Genomic DNA, 20,407 nt, shown 5'->3' with positions numbered 1-20,407 from the left:
AGCGATTGCTGTTGCCTTTGGCAGTGGCTGCCGTCACTCAGACTTCTATCGTAAGTGCAGAAGGCATTCGCCTTATCGGCCCGAGCGGTGAGGTACAATCTTCTCCGCAATTCAGCAGTGAGATTGTGCGTAACGCTGCATCCTCTGCAAATAGCGAGCCTTCAACATTTTTTGGTCCGACAACCGAGCAAGACACCTTATGGTCGATTGCCACTCGTCTAAAGCCTTCTGCGGCGGTAACGGTTCAGCAAACATTGCTGGCTATCTATCGTCTCAACCCTCAAGCGTTTGAAAATCAAAATATTCATAGCCTGATCCCGGGCAGCACACTCCGAGTGCCTTCTCTGGCTCAAGTGAATAGTGCGACAACGCAAGAGGCGATCAATATTATGGCAGCGCATCAAGCGCGCCTCAATCAGGGAGACGTTAAGCCCGCGATTCAACCTGCTCCAATCGCAAAGCCTCAACCTGTAGTGGAAGCGAAAACTCAGCAGGCCACAGCCAAGGTTGCTGAAACCGTCACTGTGCCTGCAATGGTTGATACAGTGAAGCCTGAAGTCGAGAAGGTAGAAAAACAGATTGCAGCTTCAGATACCGAGTTGGTTGCTCTGGAAGAGAAAAATCACAAACTGCGCCTGATGGTGGCGCAGATGCAATCTGAAGTCGACAACCTGAAACAGGAACTCGGCGATGAGAACCGCATCCGTTCTGAAGTCGAGAAATTGCTGCAGGAAGAGCGCGTCAAGCGCGATGAAGCACAAAAACTCGCGCCATCTGCGCTCGACCAACTGTTGTCCAATGGTTGGATGGTTGGCTTGTTAGCGCTGATCCCGGGTTTGTTAATTGGTTTACTGGTGCTGATGTTGCTGAGTCGTCGCTCGAAGTCTTCATCAACGGAACCTACGCTGCAACCTGCTCAAACTGCAACTCCGGAAGCTGCTATTGCACCTGTCACTGTCGGTGAACCCGAAATTGATGGTTTGGATGATGAACTGCTGCTTGACGATGATTTGTTTGGTGATACTGACGACAGTGAAAAACTGTTCAGTGACGAAGTCGACAGTAAAGATGAAGACGATATCTTCGCAGACCTGGATGAGAGTGATCTTGATTTCAATCTCGAAGGCGAGGATGGACAAGACCCATTCGCTGGTATTGACGATGATGGCGATCTGGATACTGAGTTTGGCAGCAACAGCGGTATCAGCGTCAACAGCGAAGAGAAAGCGCTCGGTCTGGAAGAGATGGAGCGTGCGCTGGATGAAGCGACGCACAATGCGAATGATGACGATGATGAAGCGGCCTTTGATCTGTCTGATGACGGTGACATGTCGCAGGCTGAAATCGAATCTCTGCTCGCAAATGATGGTGAAGTGGAAGATCTGGAGTCAGATGCGATTGATCAATCGATGTTGGATGAGCTGCTGAGTGGATTCGATCAAGAAGACGACACTGCCGACGACCTCGATTTTGATACGTTGCTGGATGACAACCTTGACGAGCTGATGTCTGATCCGATTGAACGTGAGCTCACTCAGACCGATGTGAAAATGACCTCGGATGAGGATCTGGAGAGCCTGTTTAACAGCATCGAATCGCAAGCAGATTTGGATACGCTGGAAGCTGAAGCCGATAACTTTGAAGAGACGGCGTTGCTGGACGAGCTAATTGATGAAGATGTTACTCTCGATAGTGACAGCACGGATCTGCTTGATGAACTCATCGCTGACGAAGACGGCTTGGACACACTCGAGCTGGATGAAGACTTTGATGTTGCCAGCGACAAATTATTGAACGAATTGCTGGATGAGTCTGCGCCGGAACCAAGCGAGGAGTTTGACCACAACAGCCCAACCCTGCTCGATGAATGGGTGGAGAAAGAAGAGCAACCAGTTAAAACTGAAAATGTGGCTTCTGAATCGGTCGAAGAGCCTGTTTTAGATGACGGTACGGAGTTTTTTGAAGAGTTGTTGGAAATTGAACAGCTGGCTCAGGAACCAACTGCAGAGTTTAACAGTGACAACTTCAAAGATGATTTGCTGAGTTCTGTTCCAGAACATGATCCGTTGCTCGAAGAGTTCAATCTCGATGATGACGAGGAATCATCGTTTGAAGATGAGGCCTTCGATTTCAATCCTGAAATTGAAGGTACTGATTCTGGGGCAGCGATGCAGCCAGAAGAAACGCCAACAGCAGTGACGGTGCCTGAACCTATCGCGAACGAGTTTGGTGTCCCACAAGATGATGACTGGCTGTTGGATGAAGAGTCAGAATCAACCAGTGAAATAGTGGAGGATAGCCAACCGCTATCTTCGGCCGACTTCATGGCAGAACTGGATGGAGCAGAAAACACCGAGATCGTTGAGAGTGTTCGCGACAATGTTTCAGAGACCACTTCGGCATCAGATGACAACGATGTTGAGCGCGATTTTTTCGCGGCAGAATTGGATGATGAATCGTTTGATTTCGATGAATTAGAGCTAGCGGAAGACAGCGAAGAAGATGCGCTGGCGGAAGCGATCGCGCAGCCGGAGTTGTCGGGTGAGCCTGAAGCAGAGGTTAAAGAAGAAAATCTCGCGGCCGAATTTGCCGATGCTCAGGCAGACGATGAGTTTGAATTAGACGACTTGGAGCTACCGGAATACAGCGAAGAAGATGCACTGGCAGATGCGATGGCGCAGCCCGAGTTGTCGGGTGAGCCTGAAGTTAAAGAAGAAGGCCTTGCTGCAGACTTTGCCGGCGCTCAGGCAGAAGATGAGTTTGAATTCGACGACTTGGATCTACCGGAATACAGCGAAGAAGATGCGCTGGCGGATGCGGTTGCGAAGCCGGAGTTATCGGGTGAGCCTGAAGTTAAAGAAGAAGATCTCGCGGCCGAATTTGCTGACGCCCAGGCAGAAGATGAGTTTGAATTCGACGACTTAGAGCTACCGGAATACAGCGAAGAAGATGCGCTGGCGGATGCGATTGCGCACCCGGAGTTGTCGGGTGAGCCTGAAGTTAAAGAACAAGATCTCGCCGCAGAATTGGCCGATGTTCAGGCAGAAGATGAGTCTGAATTCGACGACTTGGAGCTACCGGAATACAGCGAAGAAGATGCGCTGGCCGATGAGATGGTGCAGCCGGAGTTATCGGGTGAGTCTGAAGTTGAAGAAGAAGGCCTTGTGGCAGACTTTGCCGACGCTCAGGCAGAAGATGAGTTTGAATTCGACGACTTGGAGCTACCGGAATACAGCGAAGAAGATGCGCTGGCGGATGCGATTGCGCAGCCGGAGTTGTCGGGTGAGCCTGAGGTTAAAGAAGAAGGCCTGGCAGCAGACTTCGCCAACGCTCAGGCAGAAGATGAGTTTGAATTCGACGACTTGGAGCTACCGGAATACAGCGAAGAAGATGCGCTGGCGGATGCGATGGCGCAGCCTGAGTTGTCGGACGAGCCTGAAGTTAAAGAAGAAGGCCTGGCTGCAGACTTTGCCAACGTTCAGGCAGAAGATGAGCTTGAATTCGATGACTTAGAGTTACCGGAATACAGCGAAGAAGATGCGCTGGCCGATGCGATGGCGCAGCCGGAGTTGTCGGGCGAGCCTGAAGTTAAAGAAGAAGGCCTTGCTGCAGACTTTGCCAACGTTCAGGCAGAAGATGAGCTTGAATTCGATGACTTAGAGTTACCGGAATACAGCGAAGAAGATGCACTGGCAGATTCAATTGCTTCTTCTGATACTGATCCTGAGCGTTCAGTGCCTGAAGCAGAGGCTGGAATTGACTTTGAGGCGATGGCGCATCAGGAGTTTGATGAGCATTCACTCAATTCACTGCTTGATGATAATGAAGAGAGTGAAGGCTTCTCATTTGATCAGCCAATTGATGCACAAACCATCGACAGTGCAGGAATGGACATTGATGCGATGTTGCAAATGGGCGGCGAAGACTGGAATGGATTTAGTCTAACCCCCGATCAGCAAGCCACCATTCCGGATGAAGTTCCAGAAGAAGAGCGTGCTGTTTGGCAATCAGATATTCAAAACCAGCAGCCAGAAGTGGCAACAGAAAACTGGGCAACGCAAGAAGATCTCGCCGATTTCGACCCGCAAGAGAAGCATTTCATGACTATTGATGAACTGATGGCTCAGGTTGAACGCGAAGAGACTGCTTTTAATCCAGATGATGAGGAACTCAAGCTGGACGTTGGTTTGAATGAGTTCCCGGATGTGATTGGTGAAATTTCGGATGTTGATGTGGACAGCAATTCAGAGGCGGCAGGCAAGCTGGATCTAGCTAAAATCTACATGGAAATGAACGATGAAAAAGGAGCCGTCAAACTGCTGGAAGAGGCTATCGTGGATGGCAGTGACGATATTCGTCAGCAAGCTAAGCGTTTGATTGATGTCATTAACGGTCGAGCATAGGTCTATCAACATTGAATGAAAAGAGGTAGCTGAGTTACCTCTTTTTTTGCCTATTAGATATTCTACGCGATAGGGTTTATACTGCCCGCCCCATTTTCAACGCCCTAGTTTGTTTGAGAGAAGAGAACATGAGAATCGCTTTGGGTATCGAGTACGATGGAACTCAATACTATGGCTGGCAGCGCCAACGCGAAGTAAAAAGCGTCCAGGAAGAGCTGGAAAAGGCACTGACGGTCATCGCTAATCATCCTGTCGAAGTACAGTGTGCAGGCAGAACTGACGCCGGAGTACATGGTACGGGTCAGGTGGTTCATTTTGATACGACTGCGACGCGTAAAATGGTGGCCTGGACGATGGGGGCCAACGCTAATTTACCGAAAAACATTGCTGTGCGTTGGGCCAAAGAAGTCCCGGACGACTTTCATGCCCGATTCAGCGCGACGGCGCGTCGTTATCGCTATGTGATCTACAATCATATGTTCCGACCAGGCATTATGTCTTCCGGTGTTAGCCATTATCACGGTGAATTGGATGTTGAACGCATGCATCGTGCAGGACAATTCTTGCTGGGTGAGAATGACTTCACGTCATTTAGAGCCGTGCATTGTCAGTCACGCAGTCCTTGGCGTAACATAATGCACTTAAATGTAACTCGCCACGAACGCTACATCGTGATTGATATTAAAGCGAATGCGTTTGTCCACCATATGGTGCGTAATATTACCGGCAGTTTGATTGCCGTTGGTCGTGGTGAGCAGGAGCCCGAGTGGATTCAGTGGCTGCTGGAAGCCAAAGACCGCAGACTCGCGGGGGCGACAGCCAAGGCGGAAGGCTTATATCTGGTCGATGTGGACTATCCTGAGGTGTTTGATTTGCCCAAAGCGCCGCTCGGTCCGCTATTCTTACCTGAGAATTTGAACTAATTGGCAGTAATTGGTTCAAATATGAACAATATTGTGCGTGGGATGCCCGTACAAGAAATAGGTACAACCAGTTTTTTGTCCACAGTTGGCATTTTCTATGCTTTAATCCACACGCGTTAATGTCGAATTAGAATCTGTCGCAATACAGCGGTAGATGAGAGAGTAAAAGGTCTTGCATGAGCTGGCTTGAAAAGATTTTAGAAAAAAGCAACATCGGAAGTTCACGTAAAGCGTCTATCCCAGAAGGGGTTTGGACCAAATGTACATCTTGTGAACAGGTGCTTTATTACGCTGAACTAGAGCGCAATCTTGAAGTTTGTCCTAAATGTAATCATCACATGCGTATGAAGGCGCGTCGTCGTCTTGAAACGTTCCTGGACGAAGCAAACCGTTACGAAATCGCGGACGAGCTGGAGCCGCAAGATAAACTGAAATTCAAAGACTCAAAACGTTATAAAGAGCGTATTGCCGCAGCTCAGAAGAGCAGTGGCGAAAAAGACGCGCTGATTGTAATGAAAGGCGAGTTGATGAGCATTCCTGTGGTTGCGTGTGCATTTGAGTTCTCTTTCATGGGTGGTTCAATGGGTTCAGTGGTCGGTGCGCGTTTCGTGCGTGCGGTTGACGCTGCAATCGAAGCGAACTGCGGTCTGGTTTGTTTCTCTGCCAGCGGTGGCGCACGTATGCAAGAAGCATTGATGTCGCTGATGCAAATGGCGAAAACCAGTGCTGCGCTTGAGCGTTTGTCCGCAAAACGTTTGCCGTTTGTTTCCGTGATGACAGACCCAACCATGGGCGGTGTATCAGCCAGTCTAGCGATGCTGGGCGACATCAATATCGGTGAACCGAAAGCCCTGATCGGCTTCGCAGGTCGCCGTGTTATCGAACAAACGGTACGTGAAGAATTACCACAAGGTTTCCAACGCAGTGAGTTCCTGCTGGAGCACGGCGCGATTGACATGATCGTAGACCGTCGTGAAATGCGTCAACGTGTTGCTGGCCTGCTGGCGAAAATGACTCGTCAGGAGTCTCCGCTGGTAGTTTCTGTGAACGATGCGCCAAATGAAGCCGCATATTCTGTACCAGAAGCGAACAAAAAAGGGTAAAGTAGGCTCTAACTAAACCAAGCAAAACAATGGTTCTACGTTAGATGAGTCAAAACCCAATTCCTCAAGCCACATCGCCTCTTTCGGTGTGGCTTGATTATTTAACCCATATTCATACCTCAGCCATCGACCTCGGTCTGGATCGTGTTCAGGCGGTCGCTCAAAAAGCCAATCTTACCAAACCAGCTCCTACCGTCATTACGGTTGCCGGCACCAACGGTAAAGGCTCAACTTGCGCCTTGATGGAAGCCATTTTGCTGGAAGCAGGCTATTCGGTTGGCGTGTACAGTTCCCCCCACCTTATTCGCTATAACGAGCGTGTGCGTATCAACGGCCAAGATCTGTGTGATGAAAAACACACTCAGGCATTCGCGTTTGTTGAGCAGCAACGTGGAGAGATTACCCTCAGCTTGTTTGAATTCGGCACCTTGGCCGCGCTGCGCTTGTTCCAAACAGAGAACGTTGATGTGGTGCTGCTGGAAGTCGGCCTCGGTGGTCGTTTAGATGCCACCAACGTGGTTGACCATGATGTGTCAGTGATTACCAGTTTGGCTATCGACCATGTGGATTGGCTGGGGGATGACATCAACGTCATCGGTTATGAGAAAGCAGGAATTTACCGTGCAGGTAAACCCGCCATCTGTGGTCAGCCTAAACCACCAGCAACCGTGGCGGCGCATGCCGATGACATTGGCGCTGAATTCCATCAGGTCGGTATCCAATTTACGTATGACAAAGTGAGCGAGACGCGCTGGGAATGGCGTAGCGGCTCATTTGAACTGACGGATCTGCCATTGCCAACATTGCCGTTGCCAAACGCAGCGACCGCATTGATGGCTCTCGGATGTTCAGGACTTGAAATCAGTGATGTCAACATTGTCGAAGGACTGAAGAAGGCGACTTTGGCTGGTCGCATGCAAAAAATAAGCGATGCACCAACCATCTTACTGGATGTGGCGCACAACCCACATTCAGCTGAATATCTGGTGTCTCAACTTGAGCAGCGTTTCCCCGACCAAAGCGTGCACCTGGTTGTTGGCATGCTGCATGACAAAGACGTGAAGTCGACGCTTGCGATTTTAAAACCTGTTGTCAAACAATGGTACCCTGCATCATTGAGCGGTCCGCGCGCGGCCAGTGCCGATGAGCTGTGTCAGTATCTGGCTGAATCGCAAACGCGTTACGCCAATCCGGTCGTGGCATTTGAAGCGGCGTTGACACAAGCACAGTCAGACGATGTCATAGTCGTGGCCGGCTCTTTCCACACTGTGGGTGAAGTGTTGGAGCATTGGCAAAACAACAACCCGTCTTAATCCAAGGGAGTATCAATGGCGAGTAAATTTCAAAGCCGTTTGGTTGGTACCATCATTCTTGTCGCTATCGGTGTCATTGTGTTACCGGATGTGCTGGATGGTAAAAAACTGCACTACAAAGAAGAAATGGCCAGCATTCCGATCAAGCCTGAGCTTGAGAGTGAAGTGGAAAAATTTGAAGTGTTGGACCCGGTGGAAGATCAAGTCGCCTTGCCTGAATCACCGGTCACGGCGGTAGACACGGCGCCAGTCAGTAATACAGTGTCTACGCCTGCTACCCAGCCAAGCAAACCTTTAGCGACAGCGGTACGTAATGTGCCTGAGAAAAATGATTATCAGGACAGTGCGTGGATTATTCAGCTTATGGCGCTGAAGAATGCCGAGAATGCGAAAAACGTTGTCGATGATTTGCAAAAGCGCGGCTATCAGGCTCATACCAAACAAGAAAATGGTTTTACTCGAGTGATCATTGGTCCGGATGTCTCCAAAAGTAAGCTGGAAAAACAGTTACTGGAATTAGAGAAAATTACCGGCGCGAAAGGTCAATTGCTCAAATTTAAACCACTAAACCCTTAAGAAAACGTTTGCGTCGCGTATTTTTCTGTTAAAATGCGCGCCAACTTAGAATGTAAGAACTCATGAATTGGTTAGATATTGTCATTTTAAGTGTGATTGGTTTGTCTGCACTGATCAGTCTGGTTCGCGGCTTTGCGAAAGAAGCCCTGTCCTTAGTGATTTGGTTTGGAGCGTTTTATATCGCTTCGGAATACTACGCCAAGCTGGCGGTATACTTTACTAACATTAAGGATGAAATGTTTCGCAACGGATCGGCCATTGCCGCTCTGTTTGTCGCAACATTGGTTGTGGGTGCGATCGTTAACTACGTGATTTCGCAGTTAGTACAAAAGACCGGACTTTCAGGAACAGACAGAATTCTGGGTGTCGTTTTTGGCGCACTACGCGGAGTTCTGATTGTGGCAGCGGCCTTATTTTTTATGGATGCGTTCACCGCATTCCCAAGCTCAGAGTGGTGGAAGGGCTCGCAGCTGGTGCCGGAATTTAGCCGCATTATTGCTCCGTTCTTTGAACACTTACAAGCAACATCAAGTTTTCTGTCTGGCGCTGTATAAGCGCCAGCAATTGTCGCAAATCGAGGATTAGGACATGTGTGGTATTGTTGGAATCGTGGGTACAACGCCTGTAAACCAGTCAATTTATGACGCGTTAACGGTATTGCAGCATCGTGGCCAAGATGCCGCTGGTATTTGTACCATAGAAAGCAATCGTTTTCGTCTGCGTAAAGCGAACGGTTTAGTGAAGGATGTCTTTGAAGCGAAACACATGCAGCGCCTTCAGGGCTCCGTCGGTATCGGACACGTTCGTTACCCAACCGCAGGAAGTTCAAGTGCCTCTGAAGCTCAACCTTTCTACGTCAACTCGCCATTTGGTATCACCCTCGCTCACAATGGCAACCTCACCAATGCCAACGAAGTTCGCCAGAAACTGTTTGAAAAAGACCGTCGCCACGTCAACACCACCTCGGATTCAGAGGTGCTGCTGAACGTACTGGCGCACGAAATCGACACGGTGAAAGGCAACGTCACAGCAGAAGACGTCTTCCGCGCAGTTGCCAATGTGCACCGTGCGATTCGCGGCGCCTATGCGGTGACTGCGATGATCATTGGCCACGGTATGATTGCTTTCCGTGACCCGCACGGTATCCGTCCTCTGTGTCTGGGTAAACGTGAAGTGAATGGTCGCACGGAATATATGGTCGCGTCTGAATCGGTAGCGCTGGATGCCGTCGGTTTTGATTTCATGCGTGATGTCGCACCGGGTGAAGCGGTGTATGCGACGTTTGAAGGTGAACTGTTCACTAAGCAGTGTGCTGACAATCCGGTTCTCAACCCATGTATTTTTGAATTTGTATACTTTGCTCGTCCGGATTCGTTCATCGATAAGATTTCGGTTTACAGCGCGCGCGTTGAAATGGGCAAAAAACTGGGCGACCGCATCAAAGCCAACTTCCCAGAGCTCGACATCGACGTGGTAATCCCGATTCCTGAAACCTCGTGTGATATCGCGCTGCAAATCGCTCAGGCGCTGGATAAACCATACCGTCAGGGCTACGTAAAAAACCGTTATGTTGGCCGTACGTTTATCATGCCTGGTCAGCAACAGCGTAAGAAATCTGTACGTCGTAAGCTCAATACCATTCGTTCTGAGTTTAAAGACAAGAACGTACTGCTGGTGGATGACTCTATCGTACGTGGCACGACTTCTGAGCAAATCATTGAGATGGCGCGTGATGCCGGTGCTAAGAAAGTGTACATGGTATCTGCAGCGCCAGAGATTCGCTTCCCGAACGTTTACGGTATCGACATGCCGAGTGCTAACGAGCTGATTGCGCACGGTCGTGACAACGAAGCGATTTGTAAGCAGATCGGTGCTGACGCGCTGATTTTCCAAACTCTGGATGATTTGGTTGACGCGGTACGTGCTGGTAATCAGGACATCGCTAAGTTTGAAACTTCGGTCTTTAACGGCGAGTACGTGACAGGGGATATTGACCAGCAATACCTGGACTTCCTTGAGTCAATGCGCAGTGATGACGCGAAAACGCAACGTGAAATCCAACAGGAACTGGCAAACCTTGAGTTGCACAACGAAGGCGCGTAATACGCTTTGCGAATAAAAAAGGCTTCCCGCGGGAAGCCTTTTTTGTACCTGTGATTCAGCTCAGCGCTTACAGCACCATGGCAGCCAACCAGCCAAACGCAATCAGCGGCAGGTTGTAGTGAATAAAGGTCGGAACCACGGTTTCCCAAATATGCTCGTGTTGACCATCCGCATTCAGACCGGACGTTGGACCAAGTGTTGAGTCTGAGGCAGGAGAGCCCGCATCGCCCAAGGCCGCCGCCGTACCCACCAGGGCGATGGTTGCCATTGGCGAGAAGCCAAATGCCAGACACAGTGGCACGTAAATGGTCGCAATGATTGGAATGGTCGAGAATGATGAACCGATACCCATGGTCACCAACAAGCCAACAACCAGCATCAGCAGCGCCGCCAGCGGTTTGTTGTCTCCGATACTGGTTGCCAGAGATGACACCAAAGTTTCCACGCCGCCAGTCTCTTTCATTACAGCCGCAAAACCCGCTGCGGAGATCATGATGAAACCGATCATGGCCATCATGTGGACACCTTTGGTAAACACGTCGTGGGTTTCTTTCCACGCAATTACGCCACCAAAAGTAAATACCATGAAGCCAGCCAGTGCGCCGATGATCATCGAACCTGTTGTCAGTTGCACTGCGAGAGCCGCTAGGATGCCGACGCCAGCCACTAGAATATGCTTCTTGTTGATAGCCGTTGTTTCTTGATGCACGACCGTTAGTTCAGTCTCTTTGTAAACGCGCGGTTTACGGTAAGAGAAGAATATCGCAACCAAGAGACCGAATACCATGCCCAGACCCGGCAGCAGCATTGCCATCGGTACTTGGCTGGCAGTAACGTTTTCCAGGCCGTTATCATGTAGGTTTTTCAGCAAAATGTTGTTAAGAAAAATGCCGCCGAAACCTACCGGTAGAACCATGTATGGCGTGATCAAACCAAACGTCAGTACACAAGCAATCAGACGACGGTCAATGCCCAGACGTGCAAACACGCCCAGCAATGGCGGGATCAGAATTGGAATGAACGCGATGTGCACCGGAATAATGTTCTGAGAAGACATCGCCATCAGCAGCAGTGCCACGATCACGACGTATTTCATGCCAGTCGATGCTGCCATGCTATGTCGGCCATGAATGCGCTTAATGACGCTTTGAGCCAGCAGATCGGTGATACCCGATTTCGAGATGGCCACGGCAAAAGTACCCAGCATTGCGTAGCTCAGAGCGATGGTCGCGCCACCACCCAAACCACTTTCAAATGCGGCAACGGTGTCGTTTAAACTCATACCAGCTACCAGGCCGCCAACGATGGCGCTAAACGTCAGTGCAACGACGACGTTTACTCGCATTAGGGCCAGAACCAGCATGACACAGACAGAAATGACTACAGGGTTCATATACTTCTCGGTCAGTTGTGCTTACTTATTATTAAGGTCATTGTCGTCAGCCAACGGCCAGCCGCCAAGTGCTTTCCATTGGTTAACGATGCCGCAGAACAGCTCCGCGGTTTGCTGAGTATCGTAAAGTGCAGAATGAGCTTCACGATTGTCAAACTCCATCCCGGCTGCTTTGCAGGCTTTGGCCAGTACCGTCTGACCATAAGCCAGACCACTGAGCGTAGCCGTATCAAAAGTGGCAAAAGGATGGAACGGGACTCGTTTGAGCTTACAACGTTCGCTGGCAGCCATGACAAATCCATGGTCAAAGGCGGCGTTATGAGCCACGATAATGGCGCGGCTGCAATCGGCAGCTTTTTGCTCCTTGCGTACCAGTTTATAGATCTCTTTCAGCGCGTGGTCTTCGGTAACCGCACCGCGTAACGGACTAAAGGGATCATAAATACCGTTAAATTCCAGCGCCGCTTTTTCAATATTGGCGCCTTCGAAAGGTTCGACATGAAAGTGAATCGTCGAAGCAGGGTGTAAATTGCCGTTTTCATCCATCGCTAATGTCACTGCGCAAATTTCCAGCAGTGCATCAGTTTGTGGGTTGAATCCCGCAGTTTCTACATCGATTACGACCGGGAAATAGCCGCGAAAGCGCTTTTTCAGAGTCAGAGCTTCATTTGTGTCTGTCATGTGATCCCTAGCTTATGTGATAGGGGCAGCATTATTGCAGATTCTCCCCGTGAGAAAAACCAAATAGGTAGATTAAAGCGCAATTAAATTCGCCATTTGTTGCGCTATATTCAAGCGGATTCATTCATTTTTGTCACGCTCGCAGCCACATAGAATTGAAAGGAGAAAAGCGGCCATAAAATTACGGTTTCAAACCAATAAGAGGCCGTTGAACAGGGCAGCGTTGCTGAAGTTTTGTGCAATGAGATATAGACAGGGTAAGGGTTGGCGAGGTTTTTGCATTATTCGATAAGAAATGAATGCGGCGGCAAGATTTCGTCATTGCCGCTGGCCGCGTAAAGAGAAGTAAGTCCTTATGAATAAATGGGTTGTAACAAGTATCGTTGCTTTTGGCGCTTGTTCTGCATTTGCCGCTGCGGCAATGGAGAAGCGCTATGTGGCAACGCCGCAACAGTCAAGTTGGCAGATGGCGATCAATACGCCGCTCGAGTGCCAGCTGGTGCACCCCATTCCGAATTACGGCGATGCGGTATTTACCTCGCACGCCAGTAAGAAAATTAATCTCGATTTTGAACTCAAGATGCGCCGGCCGATGGGGGATACCCGCAATGTCAGCTTAGTGTCTATGCCGCCGGCTTGGCGACCAGGTGAAAGCGCAGATCGCATTACCAATATTCAGTTTTTCAAACAATTTGACGGTTACATTGGCGGCCAGACTGCTTGGGCGTTGTTAAGTGAACTGGAAAAAGGGCGCTATCCGACATTCAGCTATCAAGACTGGCAGAGCCGTGATCAACGCATCGAAGTTGCGCTGTCGTCGGTACTGTTTCAGCCGCAGTACAACGCATTCAGCGACTGTGTGTCCAACCTGCTGCCATACAGTTTTGAAGACATCTCATTTACTATCTTGCATTACGACCGTGGTGACAGTGTTGAGCTGAACAAAGCATCACAAAAACGTCTGGCTCAAATTGCGGAATACATTCGCTATAACTCGGATATCGATTTGGTCTTGGTGGCCACCTATACCGACGCAACGGATGGCAAAAATGAGAGCCAAAGCTTGTCGGAAAAAAGGGCGGAATCACTGCAGAAATATTTTGAGTCACTCGGATTGCCTGCGGATCGCATTCAGGTACAGGGCTATGGCAAACGTCGTCCGATTGCCGACAATGCATCGCCGATCGGCAAAGATAAGAACCGCCGCGTGGTGATCTCGCTTGGTCGCACGCAGGTGTGATCGCGAAATAGGGCTGTAGAGCCAGCCCTAATTCAAACGAAACTTGGCAATCAAATTGCAGCTTGATGCGGAATCGATGTCCTTGACCAGCTTTGCCAACTGGGGGTTAGGGTGGCGTTTCATAAATTCAATCAAGGCTTTTTTACAACAACCCAGAGAATCCACAAACGCCTCGCAACTCGGATTACCACACTGGGGAATCAAGGTCAGGATCCGCTCTGATGCGAGTTCCAGATATTTGAGTTCGTACTGGTTATCGCCAATCGTTCGCCAGAACCCGGCCATGTTGTGACACGAAATCACCGAGATCATCAGTCGATCTTCCAGCTCAATGTCTTCAGCTTCACCGAGTCTGTCACTCAATGTCAGCGCCTGCTGGTAATGGAGAATGCTGCGCAGATGATCTGCCTGCTGCATGGCGATATCTGCCAGTAAAGTATGTTTTTCCCACTCTTTGATGGTCATCGGTCAATCCTTCATGAGCCTGAATAAGTTTAATTTAAATGATAATTATTATCATGTAAACCATGAGGATTGAGGGGATTAAAACAAAACCGCCACTTGGGCGGTTTTGTTCAAGTATGAGAGGGGATTAACCTTCCAGACCCGCGGTGGCCTGTTTGTTCTGAATCAGTTCAACCATGTAGCCATCTGGGTCTTTCACGAAAGCAATATGCGTGGTGCCGCCTTTCACTGGGCCTGGTTCACGGGTGACATTACCGCCCGCCGCTTTGATGGCATCACACGTAGCGTAAATATCGTCTGCGCCAATGGCAATGTGGCCGTAGGCATTACCCATGTCGTAGCTCTCAACGCCCCAGTTGTAAGTCAGTTCAATCACTGCACCTTCTGATTCATCGCCATAGCCCAAAAATGCCAGCGTATATTTGTATTCGGCATTTTCGTTTTTGCGTAGCAGTTTCATACCCATCACCTGAGTGTAAAACTCAATTGAACGGTCAAGATCGCCAACGCGCAGCATGGTATGAAGAATACGATTGTTTGACATAATGGACTCCTAGCTTTCCGGGTAAACTTTATCTTTAAATTCGCACAGGTCTTCGATAATGCAGCTGCCGCAGCGAGGCTTGCGTGCCACGCAAGTGTAGCGGCCATGCAGAATCAACCAGTGATGGACATCGAGTTTGAACTCTTTCGGTACGACTTTCAGCAGTTTTGCTTCCACGTCATCCACGTTCTTGCCGACGGCAAACTTGGTGCGGTTCGATACGCGGAAAATATGGGTATCGACCGCAATGGTCGGCCAGCCAAAGGCGGTATTGAGTACAACGTTTGCCGTCTTGCGCCCTACGCCAGGCAGCGCTTCTAACGCTTCGCGATTTTCCGGCACTTCGCCCTGATGTTGGTCGAGCAGAATGCGGCAGGTTTTAATCACGTTTTCGGCTTTTGAGTTAAACAGACCGATGGTTTTAATGTATTCCTTGACGCCATCAACACCTAAATCCCACATCGCTTGAGGTGTGTTGGCAACGGCATACAGTTTGTCGGTGGCTTTGTTGACGCTGACATCTGTTGCCTGCGCCGAAAGCAGCACCGCAATCAGCAGTTCAAACGGCGTATTCCAGTTGAGCTCGGTCTGCGGATTCGGATTGTTGTCCCTTAATCGCTGCAGAATCTCGACACGTTTGCTGTTATTCATTGTGATTCATTGCTTCCTTGAAACAGCAGCCGCAGTTTGTATGCTGCGGCTGGTGATGATTTTTAAACGTTGGTCACGCGAACCCGTTCAATCGCGGGTTTTTCTTGTTTCGGCTGACGGGCTGCCAACTGTTTGTCGATCACGTTCTTTGCGGCGATCAGAAAGCCGACACCAATAAATGCCCCCGGCGGCAGCAGAGCCAGTAAGAAACTGTTATCGAAGTGGAACACTTCGATTCTTAGCACTTTCGCCCAGTCACCGAGGAGCAGATCTGCGCCATCAAACAAGGTACCGTTACCAATCACTTCGCGCAGAGAACCGAGCACGACCAGTACGGATGTCATGCCAAGGCCCATCCAGAAACCGTCTTGTGCAGAGGGCAGAACGTCATTTTTTGACGCGTAAGCTTCCGCGCGACCGATAATGATGCAGTTAGTGACGATCAGCGGAATAAAGATACCCAGTGACAGGTACAGTCCATACGCGTAGGCATTCATCAGCAGCTGAACGCAGGTCACCAGCGCCGCAATAATCATCACAAACACCGGAATGCGCACTTCTTTTGGCACGTAGTCGCGTACCAGTGAAACCGTGACGTTGGAACTCACTAACACCAGCAGCGTGGCAATACCGAGGCCCAGGGCGTTAGTCACGGTCGAGGAAACCGCCAGTAGTGGACATAAGCCGAGCAGTTGAACCAGTGCCGGGTTGTTGTTCCACATCCCATTTTTTATCAGCGTTTTGTGATCACTCATTGTGTTCACCTCCGCAGTTCAAAGGTTGCTTAAAGATTGCTTCACGGTGTTGATTGACGTACTGCGTTGTCTGTTTCACGGCTTTTACTACCGCTCGCGGTGTAATGGTTGCACCTGTGAACTGGTCAAACTGACCGCCGTCTTTGCGTACTCGCCACTGATCTTCGTTGTCCGCCGTGACTTGTTTACCCGTAAAGCTGAGAATCCAGTTGGTGATGCGCAGGTCGATTTTATCACCCAGTCCCGGTGTCTCCTGATGTGCCAGCACGCGAGTACCGGTAATGGTGCCATCGTTACGGATACCAACAATAATCTTGATCGCACCGTTGTAGCCGTCTGGCGCAATGGATTCAATTGCCAAGGCACTCGGTTCACCATTGAGAGTGCCAAGATAAACGGGCATCGGTTTGTTGTTACCGAGCATCGGGTCACTGACCAGTGTACACGACTGCGACAGTTCATTGTCATGCAATGCCGGGGGCACTACCTGATTGAGAACTGAGAGCAACTGCTTATTTTCCTGCACTTTAATCTGACTTTCGGTCATGTAGTGAGTTAATGCAACCACACCTGTCGAAGCACAGGCAAAGACAGCAAGGACAAGACCGTTTTTACGAATAGCGGCTAACATAATGCTCCTTAATGCCCGTAGGTACGTGGTTTGGTGTAGTAATCGATCATTGGTACACACATATTGGCCAGCAACACGGCAAACGCTACACCGTCAGGGAAACCACCCCAGCTGCGAATGATGAACACCAAGGCACCAATGAACACGCCATAAATCAGGCGACCTTTGGTGGTAGTCGAGGCGGTCACTGGATCGGTCGCGATAAAGAACGCACCCAGCATGGTGGCGCCAGACAGCAAATGCATCAGCGGTGAAGCAGTGGTACCAGGAACAAACAAAGTCATTAACAAACTGGTGACCAGCAGGCCAGCCAAAAACGCGACTGGAATGTGCCAGTTGATCACGCGCAGTTTAATCAGAATCAGGCCACCTGCCAGATAGGCGAGGTTCACCCATTCCCAACCTACGCCAGCCAGGCCATTGAACTGTGGCTGAGCCATCGCTTCAGACAGGGTATGTCCGGCACGCAATGAAGTTTTGATCGAGTCCAGCGGCGTCGCCATGGTAATACCGTCGATGCCGGTACGAATCTGTTGCAGCGACAGGCCGTCGAGATTAAAGCCAGTGAAAATGAGCGAGAATGAATCCACCAATGAGATGGGCTCTGGCGCCAGCTCTGAAGGTGCAATCCAACTGGTCATTTGTACCGGGAATGAAATCAGCAGCACCACATAAGCGATCATGGCTGGGTTAAATGGATTTTGTCCCAGCCCGCCATAAAGATGTTTAGCAATCAGAATGGCAAACACCAGACCGATCACCACAATCCACCACGGCGAGAGTGGCGGAATGGAAATGGCGAGCAGCCATGCGGTCACAATAGCGCTGTAGTCACGCAATGCAAAACGCACAGGGCGTTTACGCAGTAGCATGACGCCCGCTTCAAACAGCATTGCGACAGCAATCGCCAATACCAGTTGAATCAAGGTACCGAAACCAAAGAAATAACTTTGGGCTAGTAACCCAGGCAGGGCGCAGATCGCGACCCATTTCATCATGTCGGCGGTACTGCGTTTAGTCCGCGCGTGTGGGGAGCTGGCAATGAAAAACGCCACTAGTCGTTCTCCTCAACGTTATTCTTGTTTTGATTCTCCGCTTGCTGCGCGGCTTTGCGTGCTTTTGCACGGGCAATCGCAGCGGCGACTGCGACTTTCTTTGGATCGTCTTCTGATTCGTCAGCCGATGTCGCTGGAGCCTCAGGTTCATCGTCGGACTCTTGCTGCGCGGCCTTGCGTGCTTTGGCGCGGGCAATCGCAGCGGCAACAGCGGCTTTCTTTGGATCTTCCGCAGGTTCGTCAACCGAAGGTGCTTGAGCCTCTGGCTCATCGCCGGACTCTTGCTGAGCGGCTTTGCGTGCTTTGGCGCGGGCAATTGCAGCGGCAACAGCGGCTTTCTTTGGATCTTCCGCAGGTTCGTCAACCGATGGTGCTTGAGCCTCTGGCTCATCGACGGACTCTTGCTGCGCGGCTTTGCGTGCTTTGGCGCGGGCAATCGCAGCGGCAACAGCGGCTTTCTTTGGATCGTCTTCTGATTCGTCAACCGATGCTGCTTGAGCCTCTGGCTCATCGCCGGACTCTTGCTGCGCGGCTTTGCGTGCTTTGGCGCGGGCAATCGCAGCGGCAACAGCGGCTTTCTTGGGATCTTCCTCAGATTCGTCAATCGATGGTGCTTGAGGCGCAGGCTCATCGCTGGACTCCGGCTGCGCGGCTTTGCGTGCTTTGGCGCGAGCAATCGCAGCGGCAACAGCGGCTTTCTTGGGATCTTCTGCAGGTTCGTCAACCGATGTCACTTGAGGTGCAGGCTCATCGCCGGACTCTTGCTGAGCGGTTTTGCGTGCTTTGGCGCGAGCGATTGCGGCGGCGACAGCATCTTTTTTGTTATCACCAGTTGCAGGCAGTTCGCTGACTTCTGTTTTTTCCGCTTTGCGCTCTCTTGCCTGACGTTTGCGCTCTTCGCGCAGTTTGGCCATGTCGGAGTTATCGGGCTCGGTTGCGCCCGCTTTCGCAGCTTCCGCCTGTTTTGCTTTGGCTTTAGCAATCGCCGCCGCTACCGCAGGTTTGACTGGCGCATCGCCCGCTTCACTTTGTGCTTTCTGCGCTTTGACGCGTGCAATGGCAGCGGCAATAGCGTCTTCGCCACCACTTTGTTGCATTTCTTTACGGCGATCGTCAGCGGCTTTCTTAAAGCGGTTTTCGCGTTCGGCTTTTTCGCGCTCCATACGCGCTTTTTTCTCTTCAAAACGCAGCTTGGCGCGCTCAGCGGCCTCGGCTTCCCACTTACGGTTTTTGATTTCCGCCTTCGACTGGCGATAGTACTGCACCAGAGGGATTTCGCTTGGACACACGTAGGCGCAGGCTCCACACTCAATACAATCTTTAAGATTGAGCTCTTCGCATTTCTCGTACTCTTCCGCTTTTGAGTGCCAGTACAACTGCTGAGGTAACAGCGACGCCGGACACGCGTCGGCGCATTGCCCGCAGCGGATACAAGCCATCTCGTAATCGTGTTGCGGAATTTCGTTGCGGCTTGGTGCCAGAATGCAGTTGGCAATCTTGACGATCGGCACGTTGGCGTGAGGCAGAGTAAAGCCCATCATTGAACCGCCGAGGATCAGACGAGGCAGTTTCTTATCGGCTTTATAACCGAATTCGTCTAGCAGTGACTGCACTGGTGTTCCTAAGCGCACCCAAACGTTACGCGGCTGAACGAAGGTGTTACCCGTCAGGGTCACGACGCGACGTATGAGCGGTTCGCCGTCTATCACGGCGCGTTTGATCGCCTGAACTGAGCCAACGTTTTGCACAATGACGCCGATGTCCGCCGAGTGTTTGCCCGCTGGAACTTCCAGATCGGTTAGCAGCTTAATCAGCTGCTTGGCGCCGCCTGACGGATATTTGGTTGGAATGGCGCGGATAACAATGTCTTTGCCTTCAGCGGCTTGTTGCAGCGCTTGAATCGCTTCCGGTTTGTTATCTTCGACGCCAATGACGGTCAGTTTAGGTTGCAGAATGTGTTCGACAATTCCGATGCCGTCGATAATTTCTTGTGCGTGTTCACGCATCAACGCATCGTCAGCGGTAATGTAAGGTTCACACTCCGCCGCATTGACGATGAAGATTTCTACTCGCGACAGGCCTGATTGAATTTTCTTTGCGGTCGGGAAACCTGCACCGCCGAGTCCGGCAATACCTGCGTTGCGAATGATGTCGATCAGCTCTTCCGGCGCCACTTGCGTGTAGTCGGAAATCGGTTGACGCTCAAACCACTGGTCCTGACCATCTGGTGTGATCACCACACACAGTTCACTGAGTCCGGATGGATGCGCCACCGTACGCGGCTCAATGGCACTGATTACACCTGACGTTGGGGCGTGGACTGGCAACATGAACGTGGTCGAGAATGAGGTCAGAGGCTGGCCTTTAAGTACTCTATCGCCGACCTGCACCAGCAGATCACCCGATTTACCAATGTGTTGTTTGAGTGGTAATACGAATTCATTTGCTAGGCTGGCTTCGACCAACGGCGTCTGAGTAGACTGAACTTTATTTTCCGGCGGATGAATGCCTCCCGGGAAATCCCAGAGATAGCCGGTTCGAATTTTATCGATTAATGACAACATACCAGTC

17 protein-coding genes are annotated in these 20,407 nt (G+C 50.6%); 8 read left to right on the top strand and 9 right to left on the bottom strand.

The genetic code is table 11. The features are described 5' to 3' along the window. Positions 1-206 precede the first annotated feature (206 nt). The 7 genes from LGV68_RS06575 to purF all read left to right on the top strand — a co-directional run bounded on the left by LGV68_RS06575 (position 207) and on the right by purF (position 10,421). Entirely contained in the window at positions 207-4,403 is a 4,197-nt protein-coding gene (locus tag LGV68_RS06575; protein WP_354668706.1) for a FimV/HubP family polar landmark protein, read from the top strand. Between the two features lie 128 nt (positions 4,404-4,531). Then, positions 4,532-5,326: a tRNA pseudouridine(38-40) synthase TruA gene (gene truA / locus LGV68_RS06570; RefSeq protein ID WP_020327957.1), complete on the top strand. Its 795-nt coding sequence runs from the start codon at positions 4,532-4,534 to the stop codon at positions 5,324-5,326. Positions 5,327-5,502: 176 nt separating this feature from the next. After that, positions 5,503-6,429: an acetyl-CoA carboxylase, carboxyltransferase subunit beta gene (gene accD, locus LGV68_RS06565; protein ID WP_252536394.1), complete on the top strand. Its 927-nt coding sequence runs from the start codon at positions 5,503-5,505 to the stop codon at positions 6,427-6,429. Between the two features lie 44 nt (positions 6,430-6,473). Then, a complete protein-coding gene (gene folC / locus LGV68_RS06560) occupies positions 6,474-7,742 on the top strand; it encodes a bifunctional tetrahydrofolate synthase/dihydrofolate synthase (protein ID WP_020327955.1) in 1,269 nt (422 codons plus the stop codon). A 15-nt stretch (positions 7,743-7,757) separates the two neighbouring features. Next, complete coding sequence (locus LGV68_RS06555) at positions 7,758-8,318, top strand: SPOR domain-containing protein (RefSeq protein WP_020431781.1); 561 nt, start codon at positions 7,758-7,760, stop codon at positions 8,316-8,318. A gap of 62 nt (positions 8,319-8,380) precedes the next feature. Then, positions 8,381-8,872 carry a CvpA family protein gene (locus LGV68_RS06550; protein ID WP_020327953.1) on the top strand — a complete coding sequence of 164 codons (492 nt, stop codon included), beginning with the start codon at positions 8,381-8,383 and terminating at the stop codon, positions 8,870-8,872. Between the two features lie 34 nt (positions 8,873-8,906). Then, positions 8,907-10,421: an amidophosphoribosyltransferase gene (gene purF / locus LGV68_RS06545; RefSeq protein WP_020327952.1), complete on the top strand. Its 1,515-nt coding sequence runs from the start codon at positions 8,907-8,909 to the stop codon at positions 10,419-10,421. A gap of 67 nt (positions 10,422-10,488) precedes the next feature. On the opposite strand, the gene LGV68_RS06540 is transcribed toward purF, so the two are convergent. Continuing rightward, entirely contained in the window at positions 10,489-11,814 is a 1,326-nt protein-coding gene (locus LGV68_RS06540; protein WP_020431778.1) for a Na+/H+ antiporter family protein, read from the bottom strand. Between the two features lie 21 nt (positions 11,815-11,835). After that, a complete protein-coding gene (rnt, locus tag LGV68_RS06535) occupies positions 11,836-12,495 on the bottom strand; it encodes a ribonuclease T (protein WP_252536393.1) in 660 nt (219 codons plus the stop codon). A gap of 355 nt (positions 12,496-12,850) precedes the next feature. Here rnt and LGV68_RS06530 point away from each other — a divergent pair, with 355 nt between their 5' ends. Then, entirely contained in the window at positions 12,851-13,735 is an 885-nt protein-coding gene (locus LGV68_RS06530) for an OmpA family protein (RefSeq protein ID WP_020327949.1), read from the top strand. A 27-nt stretch (positions 13,736-13,762) separates the two neighbouring features. Here the strand turns inward: LGV68_RS06530 and LGV68_RS06525 are convergent, their stop codons facing one another. From LGV68_RS06525 to rsxC, 7 genes are all read right to left on the bottom strand, one after another. Beyond that, a complete protein-coding gene (locus LGV68_RS06525) occupies positions 13,763-14,200 on the bottom strand; it encodes a DUF2753 domain-containing protein (RefSeq protein ID WP_020327948.1) in 438 nt (145 codons plus the stop codon). 127 nt (positions 14,201-14,327) lie between these two features. Then, positions 14,328-14,744 (bottom strand): lactoylglutathione lyase, encoded by a 417-nt coding sequence (gene gloA, locus LGV68_RS06520; RefSeq protein WP_024373956.1) that lies wholly within the window; start codon positions 14,742-14,744, stop codon positions 14,328-14,330. Positions 14,745-14,753: 9 nt separating this feature from the next. Further along, a complete protein-coding gene (gene nth / locus LGV68_RS06515; RefSeq protein WP_024373957.1) occupies positions 14,754-15,395 on the bottom strand; it encodes an endonuclease III in 642 nt (213 codons plus the stop codon). Positions 15,396-15,457: 62 nt separating this feature from the next. Continuing rightward, positions 15,458-16,150 carry an electron transport complex subunit E gene (locus LGV68_RS06510; protein WP_020431771.1) on the bottom strand — a complete coding sequence of 231 codons (693 nt, stop codon included), beginning with the start codon at positions 16,148-16,150 and terminating at the stop codon, positions 15,458-15,460. Beyond that, the gene (gene rsxG, locus LGV68_RS06505; protein ID WP_100268689.1) at positions 16,143-16,781 is read right to left on the bottom strand and encodes an electron transport complex subunit RsxG; all 639 of its coding nucleotides are present in this window, start codon (positions 16,779-16,781) and stop codon (positions 16,143-16,145) included. The genes LGV68_RS06510 and rsxG overlap by 8 nt, the downstream gene beginning before the upstream one ends. 8 nt (positions 16,782-16,789) lie before the next feature. Then, complete coding sequence (gene rsxD, locus LGV68_RS06500) at positions 16,790-17,836, bottom strand: electron transport complex subunit RsxD (RefSeq protein WP_020327945.1); 1,047 nt, start codon at positions 17,834-17,836, stop codon at positions 16,790-16,792. After that, on the bottom strand, positions 17,836-20,400 hold the full coding sequence (gene rsxC / locus LGV68_RS06495; protein WP_222727822.1) for an electron transport complex subunit RsxC: 2,565 nt from the start codon (positions 20,398-20,400) through the stop codon (positions 17,836-17,838). The genes rsxD and rsxC overlap by 1 nt, the downstream gene beginning before the upstream one ends. Between the last annotated feature and the right edge of the window lie 7 nt (positions 20,401-20,407).

This window comes from Vibrio sp. LQ2, from assembly GCF_023920125.1.
Classification (GTDB): domain Bacteria; phylum Pseudomonadota; class Gammaproteobacteria; order Enterobacterales; family Vibrionaceae; genus Vibrio; species Vibrio fluvialis.
This window is presented reverse-complemented; position numbering and strand designations above follow the sequence as displayed.

Bases quoted from the DNA above. Each gene is read 5' to 3' on its own strand.
- truA (WP_020327957.1), top strand. From the start codon at position 4,532: ATGAGAATCGCTTTGGGTATCGAGTACGATGGAACTCAATACTATGGC.
- accD (WP_252536394.1), top strand. From the start codon at position 5,503: ATGAGCTGGCTTGAAAAGATTTTAGAAAAAAGCAACATCGGAAGTTCA.
- folC (WP_020327955.1), top strand. From the start codon at position 6,474: ATGAGTCAAAACCCAATTCCTCAAGCCACATCGCCTCTTTCGGTGTGG.
- LGV68_RS06555 (WP_020431781.1), top strand. From the start codon at position 7,758: ATGGCGAGTAAATTTCAAAGCCGTTTGGTTGGTACCATCATTCTTGTC.
- LGV68_RS06550 (WP_020327953.1), top strand. From the start codon at position 8,381: ATGAATTGGTTAGATATTGTCATTTTAAGTGTGATTGGTTTGTCTGCA.
- purF (WP_020327952.1), top strand. From the start codon at position 8,907: ATGTGTGGTATTGTTGGAATCGTGGGTACAACGCCTGTAAACCAGTCA.
- LGV68_RS06540 (WP_020431778.1), bottom strand. From the start codon at position 11,814: ATGAACCCTGTAGTCATTTCTGTCTGTGTCATGCTGGTTCTGGCCCTA.
- rnt (WP_252536393.1), bottom strand. From the start codon at position 12,495: ATGACAGACACAAATGAAGCTCTGACTCTGAAAAAGCGCTTTCGCGGC.
- LGV68_RS06530 (WP_020327949.1), top strand. From the start codon at position 12,851: ATGAATAAATGGGTTGTAACAAGTATCGTTGCTTTTGGCGCTTGTTCT.
- LGV68_RS06525 (WP_020327948.1), bottom strand. From the start codon at position 14,200: ATGACCATCAAAGAGTGGGAAAAACATACTTTACTGGCAGATATCGCC.
- gloA (WP_024373956.1), bottom strand. From the start codon at position 14,744: ATGTCAAACAATCGTATTCTTCATACCATGCTGCGCGTTGGCGATCTT.
- nth (WP_024373957.1), bottom strand. From the start codon at position 15,395: ATGAATAACAGCAAACGTGTCGAGATTCTGCAGCGATTAAGGGACAAC.
- LGV68_RS06510 (WP_020431771.1), bottom strand. From the start codon at position 16,150: ATGAGTGATCACAAAACGCTGATAAAAAATGGGATGTGGAACAACAAC.
- rsxG (WP_100268689.1), bottom strand. From the start codon at position 16,781: ATGTTAGCCGCTATTCGTAAAAACGGTCTTGTCCTTGCTGTCTTTGCC.
- rsxC (WP_222727822.1), bottom strand. From the start codon at position 20,400: ATGTTGTCATTAATCGATAAAATTCGAACCGGCTATCTCTGGGATTTC.